Genomic DNA, 16,687 nt, shown 5'->3' with positions numbered 1-16,687 from the left:
GACAGGTTCAAAGGTGGCCCGGAAAACCGGAAAACGTCGATGCCCGGCCCTCGTTCGAGGACCGGGCATCGACGTCGGAAAGATCGATTCTCAGCAGGCTCCCGGCCCGCTGAAGCTGAACGTTCGAGCGCTCAGCTTGTTGGGAGGGTAGATCCTGTCCTCGAGCTTCTCGTGCACGCCCTCGGGACGCACGTACAGGTCGACCTTCGGACCGTTCAGGTAGGACACACTACCGATCTTGGCGGCCTTGGGATCCGGCACGGGTTCCTTGTCGACCTCCTTGATCAGGGGCTCGACGCCGTTGCCCATGTCGCTACAGGGCTTCGCACTGGGGGAGGCCACCTCACCGAAGAACTGAACCAGTTCGCTCTTGGAGAAGTCGACGGTCCACAGGCTGGCCGGGAAGTAGCCGACCCACTCCGAGTCGTAGGCGATCCACCAGGCGTTGTCGAAGTACTGGATGCCGAACCGCTTCGTCACGTCCTGCGGCAGGGTGTCGCCGGGGCGGATGTTCTTGCTGTACTGCACGAAGCCGCAGCCGTTGTAGCACTTGCCCTTGCCGTTGACCCAGTGGAAGACGAACAGGTGCGGGTCGTCGTCGCCGTTGACGACCCGGTCCACGTTCCAGCCGACCTCGACGATCTGGGCGTTCTCGCGGTCGCCCTTCTGCACGGCCAGCTCGGCCAGCGTGTGGTAGTCCTCCTTGGCCAGCGCCGGCTTGCTGATCGAGAAGTTGGCGTAGGCACCCTCGGTGACGGCGGCCTGTGAGCCGACGCCGTAGTGGAAGTAGACCTTCGGGTCGTCGGCGGCCGCGTTGACCGCCGGTGGGGTCGGCGGGATGACCTTGGTCCGCTCCGACTTGAGGAAGGACTTGCGGGAGGAGCGGCCCTTCGGCGCGTACTCCTCGTCGGCCTCCTCGCCGGTCGCGTCAGGCGCGGCCGCGTCCAGGCCGGCCGCCTTCAGCGACTTGCTGCTGGCGCCGCCGCGTCCGGTGCGGATCTTGCCGGGCCGCTCGCCCCACGGAAGCTTTGCGGGTGGGGTCAGCTTGGGGGCCGCCTCGGCGGCTTCCGTCGCGGTCGCCGGAGCCGGATCGGCCGGGGCGACCGCCGGGGTAGGGGCTTCCGGAATCTGCTCCGCGCCCGCGTTGAGAGTCGAGACGACTCCGATGGAGCCGACCACGGCGGCGGTTATGCCGGCCGCGAGCAGTCCGCGGCGTGACTTCAACACGTGTCCGTCCTCGCTGTCAGGACATCAGAGGGGGGCCTCCGGCGACCCGGTTCCGGGCGCGCTGGTCACCATATAGCCTTCCCTATTAGGCAGGGACCGTCTGAGCAGCGTATTTCGGCGGAACGGCCGATCGGGGTAGGCCGATTCGGTGACACATCGACCGATTTAATCAACGCAGCGTGTCGGATCGATTGCTGTGTGAAGTTTTTCGCACCACCTCCAGAAAGAGGCAAAGTTCAACAAGCCTCTTTCGAGACCATGACATCCGGCGGAAAGCCGCACACCGCCGTCGATCATGTGGTAAAACCTATCTTGTCTATAGGTTATATAGAGCCTCCCGGAGGGCAGTGCAGTGAACCTTTTTCAACTTGGCGAGGGCCCAGCAACTCCGCGCCGGCAGGCGAACCTGGAGGCTCCGGCGCCATGCCAGGTTGAAAGAGGTTCATCGCGGCACGATCATCTCGCCATCGCTCAGCGGTTCTCGGCCGCGGCCGCCGACTGGGCCGTCGCGCCCCGGTTCGATCCGGTCGAGCGCTGGTATCACCGCCTCGCCCGCACCGACGACTACGAGGTCTGGCTGCTCACCTGGATGCCCGGCCAGGGCACCGAGATCCACGACCACGGCGGCTCGGCCGGGGCGTTCCACCTGCACAGCGGCACGTTGATCGAGGACACCGTCTCGGTGGGCGGCGGTTCGACCCGAATCGTCTCCCGGGAGCTCGGCGAGGGCGCCGGCCGTCGCTTCGGCACCCACCACATCCACCGGATCGAGAACCGCTCGACCCGGCCCGCGGTGAGCGTGCACGTCTACGGCCCCGCGCTGACCAGCATGACCAAGTACCGGCTGCACCCGTCCGGCCTGGAGGTCCTGACCGTGGAGCGCGCCGGCGCGCAGTGGTGACCGCCTACTGCGGGTACACCACACCCGAGCGGCCGCTGTACAGACGGCGGGTGCCGTCCACCTCACGGCCGGTGTTCGGCGCGTCCAGCCAGACGATGTAGGCCTCGCCCGGGATCAACCCGCTGATCGTGGTGCTCACCGAGCATCCCTTGCCGGGCGGCACCGGGATCCACACCGGCTCCGGCTGCGCACCGACGACCAGGTCCTGGAGCACTGCCGTGATCTTGTAGTCGGAGAGGCCCTGGGTCGGCCACTCGACGGCGAGCGAGCCTGCTCCCGGCGTCACCTCGACCGGGATCATCACCGGCTCGGTGCGCGGCCAGAGCTTCGTACAGCTCGGGTCCGGAGCAGGCAGGGACAGCGACACCTCGGGAGTCGCGATCGCCTTGCCGGTCGTCTCGCCCGGTGACGGTGTCGCCTTGCCCGCGTCCACGACGAGCCACTGCTTACCCTCGGCCGCCGTCGCGGAGTCACCGGCCGTCGACTCGTCGAGCCCGAGCGCCGCGCAGCCGCCGAGCGCCAGCGAAGCCGTCGCCAGCGCGATCGCGATCCTGGTGTGCCGCATACGTCCCCCCGGTTCGGTGTCCCCTACCGATCGGACCGAGGAGGCGGTTCCTTAGTTCACCGCGGCGGTCGGCCGCAGCCGGTGCCCGGCCATCTCCAGTTCGCCGTCGTGCACCTGCACGGCGGTCTGCAGCCCGGAGTCGTCGCGCAGCATGACGGACTCCCCCTCGATCAGGTAGGTGCCGCGGGCCGCCCGGCGCCGCCCGGCCACCTCACCGGCGTACGTCCCGTCCCTTCGCAGTTGCAGTTTCACCACGCCGTCCTGGCTGCGCCAGGCGCCGATCACGGCCGCGCCGGTCACCGCCCTCGGGTGGAGATCCTCTGGCCCGGCGTACGAGCTCGTGATGCCACCCATGGCGATCGCGAGGATGGAGGCGGCGTCGAGCACGGTGAAGTCGACGCGGTGTTCACAGGAGGTGGCCATGGTCTCCGGCTCCGGCGGGGTCGGGGGGTCGGCCTCTCCGGTCGGCACCACCGGCCCGCCGCCTCTGGATTTCTGAGTTGCAAAGGGGAGCGAACCGGTGCGTGTACGGGTGCGGAGGTCAGACGGTGGCCCGCAGCGCCGCGGTGACGGCCGTGGTGAACTTCTCCAGGTAGTCGTCCTCGATCGGCTGCCGGGCCACCGCGAGGCGCCAGTAGAGCGGGCCGAGGATCAGGTCGACCGCCACGTCGGGGTCGGTGCCCTCGGGCAGCTCGCCCCGTGCCACGGCCTGACCGATCAGCTTCTCCCCGACCGCCTGCTGGTGGGTCCGGAGGGCTCGCTGCAACGTCTCCGCGATCTGCGGGTTGCGGGCGGCCTCAGCCATCAGGTCCGGGATGATCTGCGAGGCCATCCGGTGTTTGAGTGCCGTGCTTACGATCAGCAGTAGCAGCGCGAGGTCGCCGGAGAAACTCCCGGTGTCCGGAAGTGGAACCTTCCGTTCAGCGACATCCGAGATTATCTCCATTACCATTTCGAGCTTGTTGCTCCACCGACGGTAGATCGCGGTCTTGCCGACGCCGGCACGACGGGCCACCGCCTCGATGGACAACCTGCCGTAACCCACCTCCGCCAGCTCGCTCATGACCGCGTTGCGGATCGCCACGGTGATGTCGCCTCGGAGCACCGCCGCTCCGGCAGGTGCGCGCTTGATAGTCGCCACATAGTCACTATAGCGCTACGACGTAACGGTTGCGTTCCGCCGTTTGGTCAGCTACCGTCACGGCAACGTCGATACGAACCCGTTCCATCGGCACGGCCGGGAGCCTGTCATGCTGCTTCCTGTGTCCTTCTACCAGGAGCCGGAGCACCAGGCATCGGATCCCGCCGCGCCCGAAGGGCCGACCAGATCGGAGCACCACCCCATGACAGAGACGGCGGTCGCCTCGGCCGACGCCGGGCTCTCCCTCAAGGAGCTGGCCCGGCGTAACGGCTTGAGCGCCTCCGGACGGCTCCCCAGCCTGCCGGAGTACACCCGGCAGCTGTGGGCGTACCGGCACTTCATCGGAGCCCACGCCAGCGCCAAGATGACCTCCGCGCTCGGCAACACCAAGCTCGGCGCCGTGTGGCAGGTGCTGACGCCGATCATCAACGCCGCGGTCTACTACGTGATCTTCGGTGTGGTGCTCAAGGCCCACGGCAACATGCCGAACTTCATCGCCTACCTGTGCGTCGGAGTCTTCGTCTTCCAGTTCACCCAGTCGGTGGTCCAGACCGGTCAGAACACGATCGTCGGCAACCTGGGCCTGATCCGGGCGCTGCACTTCCCGCGGGCCAGCCTGCCGCTGTCAGCCGCACTGGTCGAGATCCGCAACTTCGTGGTCGCCCTGGTCGTGCTGATGGGCATCGTGCTGGTCACCGGCGAGCCGCTCACCCTCGAGTGGCTGCTCGTACTGCCGGCCCTGCTCCTGCAGTCGGTCTTCAACACCGGGCTGGGGCTGTTCATGGCACGCTACGGCGCCAAGAACCGCGACATCCGGCAGCTCATCCCGTTCATCATGCGGTTCTGGCTGTACGGCTCGGCCGTCCTCTACCCGGTGACCAAGTTCGCCGACGTCCTGTCCGGCTGGCAGCTGCAGGTCGTCGAGGCCAACCCGATGCTGGTCTTCATCGAGCTGATGCGGCACGCGCTGATCGAGGGCGCGCCTCTGGCCAACAGCCCCACCGTGCTGTGGATCCAGGCGGCCATCTGGGCTCTCACCGTCGGCGTCGGCGGCTACGTCTACTTCTGGCGCGGAGAGAAGGGTTACGGCCGTGGCTGACAGCGAGCGCATCCCCACCGTCGTCGCGGACGACGCCCACATCATCTACAAGATCCACCAGGCCGGCTCGGCCAGTTCGAGCCCGCTCGCCAGCTTCAAGCGGCTCACCACCCGCAGCAAGAACGCGAACATCCGCGAGGTGCACGCGGTCAAGGGTGTCAGCTTCGTGGCCTACAAGGGCGAGGCGATCGGTCTGATCGGCACCAACGGCTCCGGCAAGTCCACCCTGCTGCGCGCGGTGGCCGGACTCCTGCCGGTGTCCCGTGGCGCGATCTACGCCGCCGGGCAGCCGTCGCTGCTGGGTGTCAACGCCGCCCTGATGAACGAGCTTCCCGGCGACCGCAACGTCGAGCTGGGCTGCCTCGCCATGGGCATGACGCCGGCCGAGGTGAAGGCCCGCAAGGACGACATCATCGAGTTCTCCGGCATCAACGACAAGGGCGACTTCTCGAGTCTGCCCATGCGTACGTACTCGTCCGGTATGTCGGCCCGGCTGCGGTTCTCCATCGCCGCCGCGAAGAAGCACGACGTGCTGCTGATCGACGAGGCCCTGGCCACCGGTGACGCCAAGTTCCGCAAGCGCAGCGAGCAGCGCGTCCGTGAGCTGCGCGCCGAGGCCGGCACGGTCTTCCTGGTCAGCCACAGCGAGCAGTCGATCCGGGACACCTGTGAGCGGTGCATCTGGCTGGAGGCCGGCGAGATCCGCGCCGACGGCCCGACCGGCGACGTCATGAAGGAGTACGAGGCCTTCTCCCGCAGGTAGGCCTTCTTCCAGAAGGGCTGTCACACACCATGGTGCGTGACAGCCCTTCTGCGTCAGTTGACCGAGAGATGCACGTGGTTGGTGTGGTCGCTGGACGGGTCTCCGCCCGCCCCGCTGTACGACTTCCAGCCACTGCTCGGTAGCCAGATCCGGCGGTACCAGATCACGTAGAGCACGTTGAGATCGTCGGCGTTGTTGATGAAGTAGTTCGCCAGGTTGTCGCCGTAGGTCTTGTCGGCTCCCGTGGCGTCACCGCCGAAGGTCCCCTTCTCGCTGGAGAAGTCACAGGCGCGACCCTTGGGGTGCTCACCGCTGTTCTGCTCACGCCAGCACTTGGTGAACCGGGTGAACCCGTCGGCCCGGGCCTCCTTGTAGGCGTGCAGGAGGGTCGGTGTGACGCAGCCGCCCGTGCCGGTCGGGTCGGTCTGGCTGCAACTGCCGCCGGTGGGACCCGGCGCCGCGTCGTCGCTGCTGCCGCCGTCGGACGACGAGCTGGCGTCGTTGCCCTGGTTCGCCGCCTTCAGCGCGGCCTCGGCCTGCTGCTTCTGCTTCGCCATCACGGTGACCTGCTTCTGCTGGTCCTTGATGGCGATGTCGATGGCGGTCTTGGCCTTCTGCTGGGTCTCGCGGGTGGTCTTGAGGTCCTGGATCGCCCGGTTCTGGTCGGCCGCGACGACCGCCAGCGTCTCCGCCTTGCCCAGGAAGCCCTCGGGGCTGCTCGAAGTGATCAGAGCGGCCATCGGGCCGGCCCGGCCGGTGGCGTACGCCTGGGCCGCCATCTCGTCGAGCACCTTCTGCTGCGGCCCCAGGGTGGAGTCCAGCCGCTTGAGCTCGGCGTCCAGCTTGGCCTGCTGCTCCTTGGACGTCTTCAGCTTGGCCTTGGCCTCGACGAAACCCTTGGAGGCCTTCTCGAGTTTGTCGATCAGTGACGCGGATCCGCCCTCACCGTCGTCACCGGAGTCGCCGGGAGCGGCGAGCAGCCGGGGGGCCGCGGTGGCCGGCGTCGGGGCGACGGCCAGTCCGCACGCGGCGACGAGCAGCGCCAGCAACGCCGCTAATCGCCGCGCAGTGTTCTGCTGCACAGGCATTTCCTTCCGTCGGCCGCCGGCCGGGTTAGCTGACGGGTTCGGGACGAAGGAAATCCCTACCGCTGAAGCGCGGATTCACCCCGAGGATTGCAGCTTGTTCACGGCCCACCTCGAGGCTCGCTCTCGGTGAGATAACTACGGCGGCCTTCGCCGTCGTGAACAAGTCGCATAAGTGGATCCCCGGCTCGCCATTAAGGCGATTAGGCGGCGGCTCCCGTACGGGAACCGCACCGACCATACCCATTCGATCGACAGATCGACAGTTCTCGCACGCCTCGCGATTGCCTCGACACGAACGGTGACGGAATTACGGATAGTCGTTGATCGGTAACACTATTCGCCGTTCCTCGGGTCTGATCCATGGCGATATCTCAGGTAAGCTGACCGCCGGTCCTGCCAGGACGGCACCGCCCCCGAGTTGCCGGCAGGCCGCCGCCCAATCGTCGAAAGACGAGCCGGGGAACCAGGTCACTGGGGTGTATCCGCAGTTTGCGGTAGGGATTGCTTCCGTCCCGAACCCGTCAGCTAACTCGGTCGGCGGTGACACGGAAGGAACTGTTGATGACAGCAAGTCCCCGCCGGTGGCTGATACTCGCCCTGGCACCGCTGGCGGCCGCCATGTTGGTCATGGCGCCCTCGTCTCCGGCCTCGGCCGAGCCCGGCGGTTCCTCGTCCACTGCTCAAGAGCAGGAGCAGGACGAGGACGCTCTTCTCTCCGATGTGATCGAATCCACAAACCGGCGCTATGTGGCCGCCAAGGCTGCCGTGGACAAGTCCACCAAGGTGCAGGCTCAGCTGGCCAACCAGATCAAGCAGGCCGAGGCCCGTCGCACCGCGCTGCTTCCCGAGGTCGACAGGATCGCCAAAGAGCAGTACATGACGGGCAACCTCAGCACCGTCAGCTACCTGCTGAAGTCCTCCTCCTCGGGCAACTTCATGGAGAAGGCCGTCTCGCTGGAGGAGATCAACCGGCTGCACGACGCCAAGCTCCACGAGCTGAACGAGGCCGTCCGGACGATCACCGAGAGCAAGAAGCGTCTCGACGCCGAGGTCAAGCAGCAGCAGCAGGACGCCGCTCTGATGAAGAAGCAGAAGGACCAGGCCGCGGACGCATTCGCGCTGGTCGGCGGCAAGGGTGTCACCAAGGGCTTCGTGGTCGCCGACTCGCCGGACGCCGCTCCTGCGCCGCGCAATTCCAGTGGCGGCTTCTCGTCCGAGGGTTGCACCGAGAAAGACCCGACCACGAACGGCTGTGTGACCAAGCGCACTCTGCACATGTACAAGGAGACCAAGAAGGCCGGCTTCAACATGTTCGTGGGCTGCCACCGCACCGGTGGGCCGTATGAACATCCCAAGGGACGGGCCTGCGACTGGTCCCTGCAGAAGAGCGGATTCTCCTCCTACGACACGGACAAGGAATTCAAGTACGGCAACGACTTGATGGCGTTCCTGGTCCGTAACGGCGACAAACTCGGCATCTACTACGTCATCTGGAACAGGAAGATCTGGTTCCCGGCAAACGGGTGGAGCGACTACCACGGGGCCAGTGCGCACACTGACCACGTACACGTCTCGATGCTTTAGCGCCACACACGACGAGAACGGCCCCCGCCCTGCTGGGCGGGGGCCGTTCTCGTTGCCGTGTCGGTCAGTGCACCGCGCGACGGACCGGGGCCCGTCCGTGCGGCTGGGACGGCGCCGGGCCGGCCGGCACCGCCGCCGGGATCGCCATGGTCACCGGACGGACCTGGGTCACCTCCAGCTCCTTGCCGTGGTGCAGCAGGGTGAGCCGGGCCTGACCGCCACCGTTACGCAGGGAGTAGGTGACCTCGTCGGAGGTCACGTTCACCCGCAGCCGCAGGCCACGCCAGAGCAGCGAGAACTCCAGGTTGTTGATCCGGCTGGGCAGGCGCGGGGCGAAGCTCAGCTGCCCGTTGAAGTCGCGCATGCCGCCGAGCCCGGCGACCAGCGAGATCCAGGTGCCGGCCAGGGACGCGACGTGCACGCCGTCCCGGGCGTTCTGGTGCAGATCGTGCAGGTCCATCAGGGCGGCCTCGCCCAGATAGTCGTGGGCCAGCTCGAGATGCCCCGTCTCGGCCGCGAGAACGGCCTGGATACAGGCGGAGAGCGACGAGTCCCGTACGGTCCGGGCGTCGTAGTAGGCGAAGTTGCGCGCCTTCTCCTCCGGCGTGAACGCGTCACCCCGGATGTACATCGCCATGACCAGGTCGGCCTGCTTGATGACCTGCTTGCGGTACAGGTCGAAGTACGGGAAGTTCAGCAGCAGCGGGTACCCCTCGGGCGGGGTGTTCTCGAAGTCCCACTCCTGAAGCCGGGTGAAGCCCTCACATTGCTGGTGGACGCCGAGCTCCTTGTCGTACGGGATGTGCACGGCCGCGGCCGCGTCCCGCCACGAGGCCGTCTCCTCGTCGTCCACACCCAGCTTGCGGGCCAGGTCGGGGTGCCGTTTGCAGGCGTCGACCGCGGTCATCAGGTTCTGCTGGGCCATCAGGTTGGTGTAGATGTTGTCGTTCACCACGGCCGTGTACTCGTCCGGCCCCGTGACACCGTCGATGTGGAAGCGCCCGTGCCGGTCGTGGTGCCCCAGCGAGCGCCACAGCCGCGCGGTCTCCACCAGCAGCTCCAGGCCGACCTCACGCTCGAAGTCGTAGTCGCCGGTGGCCTGCACGTACCGGCGGACCGCGTCGGCGATGTCGGCGGCGATGTGGAAGCCCGCCGTGCCGGCCGGCCAGTAGCCGGAACACTCCTGCCCACGGATGGTCCGCCACGGGAACGCGGCGCCCTGCAGGCCGAGCGTCTGTGCCCGCTCCCGGGCCAGGTCCAGGGTCGAGTGCCGCCAGCGCAGCACGTCGGCCGCCGCGGAGGGCTGCGTGTACGTCAGAGCGGGCAGCACGAAAGTCTCGGCGTCCCAGAACGTGTGTCCGTCGTACCCGGGCCCGGTGAGGCCTTTGGAGCCGATCGGGCGCTGCTCGGCCCGCGCACCGGCCTGCAGCGTGTGGAAGAGCCCGAAACGGACCGCCTGCTGCACCTCGGGGTCGCCCTCGACCTTGACGTCGGAGTGGTCCCAGAACGCGTCCAGGTAGTCCCGCTGCTGCTGGACCAGACCCTCCCAGCCGTCCAGGCGGGCACTGGCCAGCGCAGCGCCGACCTGGTCGCGCAGGGCGGGCAGCGAGCGCATGCTGGACCAGCCGTACGCCGCCAGCTTCACGACCCGCAGCTTCTGACCCGGCTCCAGGCGGCAGGCGACCGTCGTACGCAGCCAGTCGGGGTGGCCCTCGGTGGTGATGGCGTGCCGGCCCGGCGTCTCCGCCGAGTGCTCCATGGCCGCGGCCATCCGCAGGTCGCTGGCCTTGGTGCGGTGGACCAGGATGCCGCCGGTGCGCTGCTCCAGCATCTCCTCGCCCTGCAGCGGACGGTCCAGCACCGCGGCCACCCGCGGGTCCTTGCTCATCGGCGGCAGCTGCTCGTTGGCCACCAGCTCGGACTGCAGGATCAGCCGGGCGGAGGTGTCCAGTGGCTCCACCTCGTAGAGGAACGCCACGATCGCACGCTGGGTGAACGAGACCAGCCGCACGGTGCGTACCCGGACGCCCTGACCCGACGGTGACACCCACTCGACGACCCGCTCCAGCGTGCCGGCCCGCAGGTCGAGGCAGCGCTCGTGGGATCGCAATTCGCCGTACCGCACGTCGAAGGGCTCGTCGTTGACGAGCAGACGCATCAGCTTGGCGTTGGTGACGTTGACCATGGTCTGGCCGGACTCGGGGAAGCCGTATCCCGCCTCGGCGTGCGGCAACGGCCGCAGCTCGTAGAACGAGTTCAGGTAGCTGCCCGGCAGGCCGTGCGGCTCGCCCTCGTCCAGGTTCCCGCGTATCCCGATGTGGCCGTTGGAGAGCGCGAACACCGACTCGGACTGGGCCAGCAGGTCCAGGTCCAGGCGGGTCTCCCGGATGTGCCAGGGGTCGACGGGGTAAGCCCGTTCACGGATCACGGTCGTGCCTCTCGTAACCGATTTCAGAGGAGGTCGTTGAGATCTTTCACCACGACGTCGGCGCCGTGTTGCCGCAGCGCCTCGGCTTGGCCCACCCGGTCCACGCCGATCACGATGCCGAACCCGCCGGCCCGGCCGGCGGCGACACCCGCCTGCGCGTCCTCGAAGACGGCACAATTCGCCGGGTCGACGCCGAGCAGCTCGGCACCCTTCAGGAAGGTGTCGGGCGCGGGCTTGCCGGGCAGACCCAGCTCACGCGCGACGACCCCGTCCACGCGGGCCTCCAGGAGGTCGGCGATCCCGGCCGCCTCCAGGACGTCCTTGCAGTTGGCGCTCGCCGACACCACCGCCCGGCGTAGACCGGCGGCGTGTGCGGCCTTCAGGTACTCCACCGATCCGGGGTAGACCTGGACGGCGCCTTCCTTGATCTTCTGTAGCACGAGCAGGTTCTTGCGATTGCCGATGCCGTTGACGGTCTCCCGATCGGGGGTGTCGTCGGGGTCGCCCTCTGGCAGGAGGATGCCACGCGAGGCCAGGAAGGTCCGGACCCCGTCGGCACGCTGCCGGCCGTCGACATATTGGTGATAGTCGGCTGCGGAATCGAACGGCACGAATGGCTGCCCGTGCTGTTCGGCCCACGATTGCAGGAACGCGTCGAACGTCTGTTTCCACGCAGCGTTGTGCACCAACGCGGTCTGCGTCAACACACCATCAAGATCGAATAAGCAAGCGGTCACCTGTGAGGGAAGTCCGAGCACGCGCCCAATGTAGCCGGACCCGATCCCGGGCGAGAGCCGAAGGGCACCTTCACATTTCCACGATGGTTTACAAGCCGTTCAAGCTGCGGAATCCAAGATGATCCTCAGCCCGATGGAGGTGCCGATGGGCCCGGTCGCGGTCGTGACCTCGTCGCACAACTGGTGCGCCAGCCAGAGTCCGCGTCCCCCGACCTCGAACGCCTCCGGGGTGCGCAGGCCGTCCAGATAGGCACCCGGGATCCCGGGGCCGGCGTCGGTCACCACGCACCACAACGAACCGTCCTCGATCTTCAGGACGACCCGGCCGTTGCCCCCGGCGTGCAGCACCACATTCGTGATCACCTCGTTGACGGCCAGCACGAACCCGTCCTGGCGGTCAGCGGCCAGACCCGCCGCGGCGAGCAGCCGGGTGATCTCGTGCCGCAGGAGGGTGATGTCGTCCGGGCCGAAGGAGCGATCCAGCAGCACCGGCCACTCCCGGGGCGGGGCGGCATCGGCCGTCGGCTCCCCGTCGAGAGCCGAACGCACGCTCTGGCCGATCCTGTCCTCCACCGTCGTGCAGCCTACGCGCTGTGGCCGACCGCTGGCGGGAGGCATCGTCGAACGCGCCCGGAAGTGACGCCGGGCAGGCGGTCAGCGCCAGCCCACATCGATGCGATCACCCCGCTGGTCGAAGAAGTGCACGGCGTCCATCCGGACCGACACGGCGAGCGGATGACCCGGCGCGACCTGCGGGTACGGCGCGAGCCGCACACCGAGCTCGGCGGGCTTGCGGTGATGCCGTCCCGGATCGGTGGCAACACCACTCTGACCCTCCGGGGCCACATTGTCCGAGGCGCCCGGCCTGGCGAGTCGCTGCAGTGCACCGCCCAGCCGCTTGAACGCGCCACCGGCGCCGCTACGGCCGTCATCGGTGACCGCGGCACCGATCTCGTCCACCACGATGGCCGTGGCACCGACGTCGAGGTAGGCCAGGGATTCGTGCCCGTGGTGCTCCAGGTACCGGATCCGGCCCTGGAAGACGTGTCCCTGCGTGTCCGGGGTGACCGGGGTGAGCGCCTCGGCCCGGATGCCGACCACGATCCGCTCGCCGTGGTACCGGGCCACCGCCCGTGCCCGCGGGTCCGACCATGGCAGGTAGAGGGTCTGCTCGCCGAAGCCCAGCGCGATGTAGCGATCCAGGTGCACGTAGACCGCGGCCTCCAGCAGGTTCATCTTCGGCGAGCCGAGGAAGGCGGCGGTGTAGAGCGTGGCGGGGCGGCGGTAGACCTCGGTCGGTGTGCCGAGGTCCTGCAGCACTCCCTTGCGCATGATCGCGACACGGTCGGCCATGGTCAGCGCCTCGGCCTGGTCGTGTGTCACGTACATCGTCGTCACGCCGAGCTCACGGGTCATGCTGCTGATCTCGGCGCGCAGCTCGGCGCGCAGCCCGCTGTCGAGGTTGGACAGGGGCTCGTCCATCAGGAAGATGCCGGGACGGCGCACCATGGCGCGGCCCATCGCCACGCGCTGCCGCTGGCCGCCGGAGAGCTGGCTCGGACGGCGGCCAAGCACCTCGCCGATGCCGAGGGCGCCGGCGATCGCGTCGACCCGGTCCTGCCGCGGCAACGTCTCGATCCCGGAGAGCTTCAGCGGGAAGCCGATGTTCTCCGACACCGTCATGTGCGGATAGAGCGCAAAGTCCTGAAACACCATGGCGATGCTGCGGTCCCTGGGCGGCAGCTCCAGCACGGGCTCACCGTTGAGCAGGATCTCCCCCCCGCGTGGGATCCTCCAGCCCGGCGATCATCCGCAGCACGGTGGACTTGCCGCAGCCCGATGGCCCGAGCAGGACCATGAACTCGCCGTCCTGCACATCCAGGCTGACGTTGTCGACGGCGTAGGTGCCGTCTGGCCAGATCTTGGTGACGTCTTTGAGTGCGACGGTGGACACCGTCTACCTCCCGCGATCGAGTTGCGATCCCGGACCCACGACGGTCGGCGATCGGGCACTAACTCTGCGAGTGCCTTCGATGGTTCACCATCGGACGAAAGTGCCATTTGCGCATAGTGATCAATCAATTACAGAACGGCGAACATTGCACGTCTCGGCTGTGCACGTTCACACTCGCCGATTCCCTCGCGATCTTGCGAGTTTCCGCCGCCTCAGCAGCCCGAACCTCACAAGATCGGCCAAGTGGGCGGCGCTGACCGCGACCCCGCACCCGGCCGCCCCGCGCCCCGCGCCCCGCGCCCCGCGCCCCGCGCCCCGCGCCCCGCGCCCCGCGCCCCGCGCCCCGCGCCCCGCGCCGATATTGTGAGGTTCCGCCACCCCAGCAGCCGCAACTCCACAAGATCGGCCAAGTGGGCGGCACTGACCGCGACTCACACCCCACACCCCACACCCGGCGCCCACGCGGATCTTGGGGGGTTCCGCCGTCCCAGCAGCCGCAACCTCCCAAGATCGGCCAGGTAGACGGCACCGACCGCGACTCACACCCCACACCCGGCGCCCACGCGGATCTTGGGGGGTTCCGCCGTCCCGGCACCCGCAACTCCACAAGATCGGCCAGGTAAGCGGCGGCGAGAAGCTGCCAGCGGCGGGCGACCGACGACGGGCGGCCAGCGGCGGGCGACCGACGACGGGGGTCAGCCACGGGCGACCGATGGCGGGGTCAGCCACGGGCGACCGACGACGGGCCGCCAGCGGCGGGCGACCGACGACGGGGGTCAGCCGCGGGCGACCGATGGCGGGGTCAGCGGGAGGCGCGCCAGTCCCGGGCGGCCGTCGTGAGGAACGCGCCGGTCACCAGCACGGCGAGCAAGACCGTCCCGACCGTAGCGAATCCGGCGATAGCGGCCAGCACCAGCAGCAGCACCCGGCCGTCCCAGCCGAGCACGGCAAGGCCCGCCCCGGTAGCCGGCGCGCCCTTCTCCATCCGCGCCGTAAGGTCGTAATGCCGCAGTGTGAGCGTGAACAGAAGCAGGAAGACCAGCGGCCACGGCACCGCCCCGTAGAGGCCCACCGCGACCACGACCAGGTATTCGGCGGCCCGCAGAGCGGCCGGCACCAGCCAGTCCAGGGCCCCGTCGTGCCGGACCCGCCCCGGGAATCCGGCGATCAGCACCGCGACGGCCGCGAGAGCGAGCAGCCAGGGGTGACCCGCCGGTTCGCCCGTCGCCAGCACGGTAACCGCGGCCAGCGCGTACACCGTGAAAATCGCAGCGAACGGCAGCGGCCTCCCGGCACCCACCCGGCTCAGCACCGACCGCACCAGCGGCCCGTCGTCGCGATGCCGGGCCGTGTCGACCGTGTGCAGCACCCCCACCCGCATCGACAGCGCGCGCAGTGAGCGCAGCGCCAGCGTGTAACCGGCCGCGAGCAGCCCGAACCCGACCACGGCGGCCAGCGTCGCCCGGCCGTTCGTGACCGCGGCCAGCACCGAGATCAGGGCCCAGCGCTCGCCGATCGGGAAGACCACGATCCGCTTGGCCCAGTAGATCAACGACCCACGCTGGCTCTGTGCCTTGACCGAGGCTGCGGTGAGCCGGGCGCCGACGCCTGCGGACGCGGCCGGCGCCGGACGGGCGGCCGCCTCGTCGTGGAGGGCGCCGTACCAGGTGTCGGTCATGTGCCGGGCGGTCTGCAGCAGGATCGCGGTGATCGCAAGCGGCCACGCGTACGGCAGCCCCATCCGGTCCGCGCCGGCTGCGAGCCCCGCATAGACGGTGTACTCCTTGGCGCGGTCGGCCATGGTGTCGAGCCAGCCGCCGAAGGCGTCGAAGTTGCGGGTGTACCTGGCCAGCTGGCCGTCCACGCAGTCCAGCACGAACCCGAGGTAGAGCAGCACCCCGCCGAGCACCATGGCGACCCGCGAGGCCTGCCAGAACAGCAGCGCGGCACCGATCGCGAACAGCACCGACAGCCCGGTCACCGCGGTGGGGCTGAGTCGCAGTCGCGCCGCCGCCTTGGTGACGTACGGCGACCAGCTGCTCACCGCGTACGTCGTGAAGAAGTCGTCCTGTTCCTTGACCGCGAGCCGCAGGCGCACCGCGTCCTCGTCGACGCCCGCCATCGCCGCCCGCGCGGCGGCCAGCTGCTCCGGGGACTCCACCTGCTCGGCGTGCAGCAGGCGTACCCGGGTGGCGACCGGCACGAAGCCGTCGGCCAGCATCTCGCCGAGCAGGTCGGGGTGGTCGGCGGCCTTCTCGATCAGCGGCAGGTCGGCCGGGGCGACGCACATGGCGCCGAGGTAGCGCACCGAACCGCCGCCGGGCGGCGCGGCGATCACCCGGCCCCGGTCCTCCTTGAGACCGCCGGACGCGTCCGGGACGACGAGCACGGTGCTGCGCCCGGCCGGCTCGGTGGCCAGCGTCCACAGCAGGCTGCCGTGGGCGACCAGGTTGTCGGCGCAGATCAGCAGCGGCTCGCCGGCGTCCCGGGCCTGCCGGGCCAGCTCGCGCAGACGGGCCGCCTCGTCGGTGCCGGGGACGAGCCGGTCGACGGCCGAGACCCCGGCGGCCCGCAGCGCCCCGGTCAGCTCACCGGCGAGCCGATCGGCGTCGTCGTCCGGGAGGGCGTGGCCGGTTCGAGCGGTCAGAACGGCCAGCGTCAACGCTTGCCTCCTTGTAAAGGGTTCGGCACGACGCCGCCACCAGGGCCGAAACGGCATCAGGTTAACAGCGGGCGTCGGGCGGGTACGGGAGACCCTTACGGGAGTTGCACCGCCGGCATCCACCTCGGGAACGAGGGACGCCGTCACTCCCGTACCTACCGTCGAAGTGGCCACGGCAGGAAGCCGGGGCCACCGAAGGAGTGGATGAAGTGACCAGCCCCCTCAGGACCCGCTCGTTCTCCCGCCCGCGTCACAACCGCCGGATCGCCGGCGTCTGTGCAGGTCTGGCCCAGCGCTTCGGGATGAGTCCCGGCATGGTTCGGATCCTGTTCGTCGTCTCCTGCCTGCTGCCCGGCCCGCAGATCCTGATCTACCTGGCCCTCTGGGCCCTGATGCCGAGCGAGTGACGGCTCGGATGCCGAGCGAGTGACGGCTCGGATGCCACGCAAGTGACGGCTCGGATGCCACGCAAGTGACGGCTCGGATGCCACGCACGCGACGGGCCGTCATGTCGAGCTTGTGACGCCGGCACCGTGAC

At 68.8% G+C, this 16,687-nt stretch carries 14 protein-coding genes, 1 pseudogene and 2 riboswitches; of the genes and pseudogenes, 5 read left to right on the top strand and 10 right to left on the bottom strand.

Annotation, left to right across the window (positions count from 1 at the left end; translation table 11 throughout):
• Positions 1–90: 90 nt before the first annotated feature.
• Positions 91–1,227 (bottom strand): neprosin family prolyl endopeptidase, encoded by a 1,137-nt coding sequence (locus tag CLV67_RS43990; protein ID WP_239166847.1) that lies wholly within the window; start codon positions 1,225–1,227, stop codon positions 91–93.
• Positions 1,228–1,579: 352 nt separating this feature from the next.
• On the opposite strand from CLV67_RS43990, the gene CLV67_RS43985 reads away from it, so the two are divergent.
• The gene (locus CLV67_RS43985; RefSeq protein ID WP_373873213.1) at positions 1,580–2,128 is read left to right on the top strand and encodes a cysteine dioxygenase; all 549 of its coding nucleotides are present in this window, start codon (positions 1,580–1,582) and stop codon (positions 2,126–2,128) included.
• 4 nt (positions 2,129–2,132) lie between these two features.
• On the opposite strand, the gene CLV67_RS43980 is transcribed toward CLV67_RS43985, so the two are convergent.
• The 3 genes from CLV67_RS43980 to CLV67_RS43970 all read right to left on the bottom strand — a co-directional run bounded on the left by CLV67_RS43980 (position 2,133) and on the right by CLV67_RS43970 (position 3,798).
• Positions 2,133–2,693 carry a hypothetical protein gene (locus CLV67_RS43980; protein WP_106329668.1) on the bottom strand — a complete coding sequence of 187 codons (561 nt, stop codon included), beginning with the start codon at positions 2,691–2,693 and terminating at the stop codon, positions 2,133–2,135.
• A gap of 51 nt (positions 2,694–2,744) precedes the next feature.
• A complete protein-coding gene (locus tag CLV67_RS43975; RefSeq protein ID WP_249037987.1) occupies positions 2,745–3,164 on the bottom strand; it encodes an Atu4866 domain-containing protein in 420 nt (139 codons plus the stop codon).
• A 70-nt stretch (positions 3,165–3,234) separates the two neighbouring features.
• Positions 3,235–3,798: a TetR/AcrR family transcriptional regulator gene (locus tag CLV67_RS43970; RefSeq protein WP_106329666.1), complete on the bottom strand. Its 564-nt coding sequence runs from the start codon at positions 3,796–3,798 to the stop codon at positions 3,235–3,237.
• Positions 3,799–4,036: 238 nt separating this feature from the next.
• Here CLV67_RS43970 and CLV67_RS43965 point away from each other — a divergent pair, with 238 nt between their 5' ends.
• Both CLV67_RS43965 and CLV67_RS43960 read left to right on the top strand, forming a co-directional pair.
• Positions 4,037–4,933 (top strand): ABC transporter permease, encoded by an 897-nt coding sequence (locus tag CLV67_RS43965; RefSeq protein ID WP_106329772.1) that lies wholly within the window; start codon positions 4,037–4,039, stop codon positions 4,931–4,933.
• Entirely contained in the window at positions 4,926–5,696 is a 771-nt protein-coding gene (locus CLV67_RS43960) for an ABC transporter ATP-binding protein (RefSeq protein ID WP_106329664.1), read from the top strand. The genes CLV67_RS43965 and CLV67_RS43960 overlap by 8 nt, the downstream gene beginning before the upstream one ends.
• 53 nt (positions 5,697–5,749) lie before the next feature.
• Here the strand turns inward: CLV67_RS43960 and CLV67_RS43955 are convergent, their stop codons facing one another.
• Positions 5,750–6,784 carry a coiled-coil domain-containing protein gene (locus tag CLV67_RS43955; protein ID WP_106329662.1) on the bottom strand — a complete coding sequence of 345 codons (1,035 nt, stop codon included), beginning with the start codon at positions 6,782–6,784 and terminating at the stop codon, positions 5,750–5,752.
• A riboswitch (cyclic di-AMP (ydaO/yuaA leader) is annotated at positions 6,783–7,001 on the bottom strand. Its footprint overlaps the gene before it by 2 nt.
• A gap of 206 nt (positions 7,002–7,207) precedes the next feature.
• Positions 7,208–7,339, top strand: a riboswitch (cyclic di-AMP (ydaO/yuaA leader).
• 6 nt (positions 7,340–7,345) lie between these two features.
• On the opposite strand from CLV67_RS43955, the gene CLV67_RS43950 reads away from it, so the two are divergent.
• Entirely contained in the window at positions 7,346–8,368 is a 1,023-nt protein-coding gene (locus CLV67_RS43950; RefSeq protein WP_106329660.1) for a coiled-coil domain-containing protein, read from the top strand.
• Between the two features lie 64 nt (positions 8,369–8,432).
• Here the strand turns inward: CLV67_RS43950 and CLV67_RS43945 are convergent, their stop codons facing one another.
• The 5 genes and pseudogenes from CLV67_RS43945 to CLV67_RS43925 all read right to left on the bottom strand — a co-directional run bounded on the left by CLV67_RS43945 (position 8,433) and on the right by CLV67_RS43925 (position 16,149).
• Positions 8,433–10,796, bottom strand: a complete 2,364-nt coding sequence (locus tag CLV67_RS43945; protein ID WP_106329658.1) for a glycoside hydrolase family 65 protein — start codon at positions 10,794–10,796, stop codon at positions 8,433–8,435.
• A 23-nt stretch (positions 10,797–10,819) separates the two neighbouring features.
• On the bottom strand, positions 10,820–11,554 hold the full coding sequence (locus CLV67_RS43940) for a beta-phosphoglucomutase family hydrolase (protein ID WP_106329656.1): 735 nt from the start codon (positions 11,552–11,554) through the stop codon (positions 10,820–10,822).
• Between the two features lie 78 nt (positions 11,555–11,632).
• On the bottom strand, positions 11,633–12,106 hold the full coding sequence (locus tag CLV67_RS43935; protein WP_106329654.1) for an ATP-binding protein: 474 nt from the start codon (positions 12,104–12,106) through the stop codon (positions 11,633–11,635).
• Between the two features lie 81 nt (positions 12,107–12,187).
• Positions 12,188–13,487 (bottom strand): annotated as a pseudogene (locus tag CLV67_RS43930) (ABC transporter ATP-binding protein).
• 802 nt (positions 13,488–14,289) lie between these two features.
• Positions 14,290–16,149: a DUF5941 domain-containing protein gene (locus CLV67_RS43925; RefSeq protein WP_106329652.1), complete on the bottom strand. Its 1,860-nt coding sequence runs from the start codon at positions 16,147–16,149 to the stop codon at positions 14,290–14,292.
• A 209-nt stretch (positions 16,150–16,358) separates the two neighbouring features.
• On the opposite strand from CLV67_RS43925, the gene CLV67_RS43920 reads away from it, so the two are divergent.
• Positions 16,359–16,556 carry a PspC domain-containing protein gene (locus CLV67_RS43920; RefSeq protein WP_106329650.1) on the top strand — a complete coding sequence of 66 codons (198 nt, stop codon included), beginning with the start codon at positions 16,359–16,361 and terminating at the stop codon, positions 16,554–16,556.
• The last annotated feature ends 131 nt before the right edge of the window (positions 16,557–16,687 follow it).

Source organism: Actinoplanes italicus (assembly GCF_003001815.1).
GTDB classification, from domain to species: Bacteria; Actinomycetota; Actinomycetes; order Mycobacteriales; family Micromonosporaceae; genus Actinoplanes; species Actinoplanes italicus.
The sequence above is the reverse complement of the archived record's forward strand: the minus strand, read 5'-3'. Positions and strand labels throughout refer to the sequence as shown.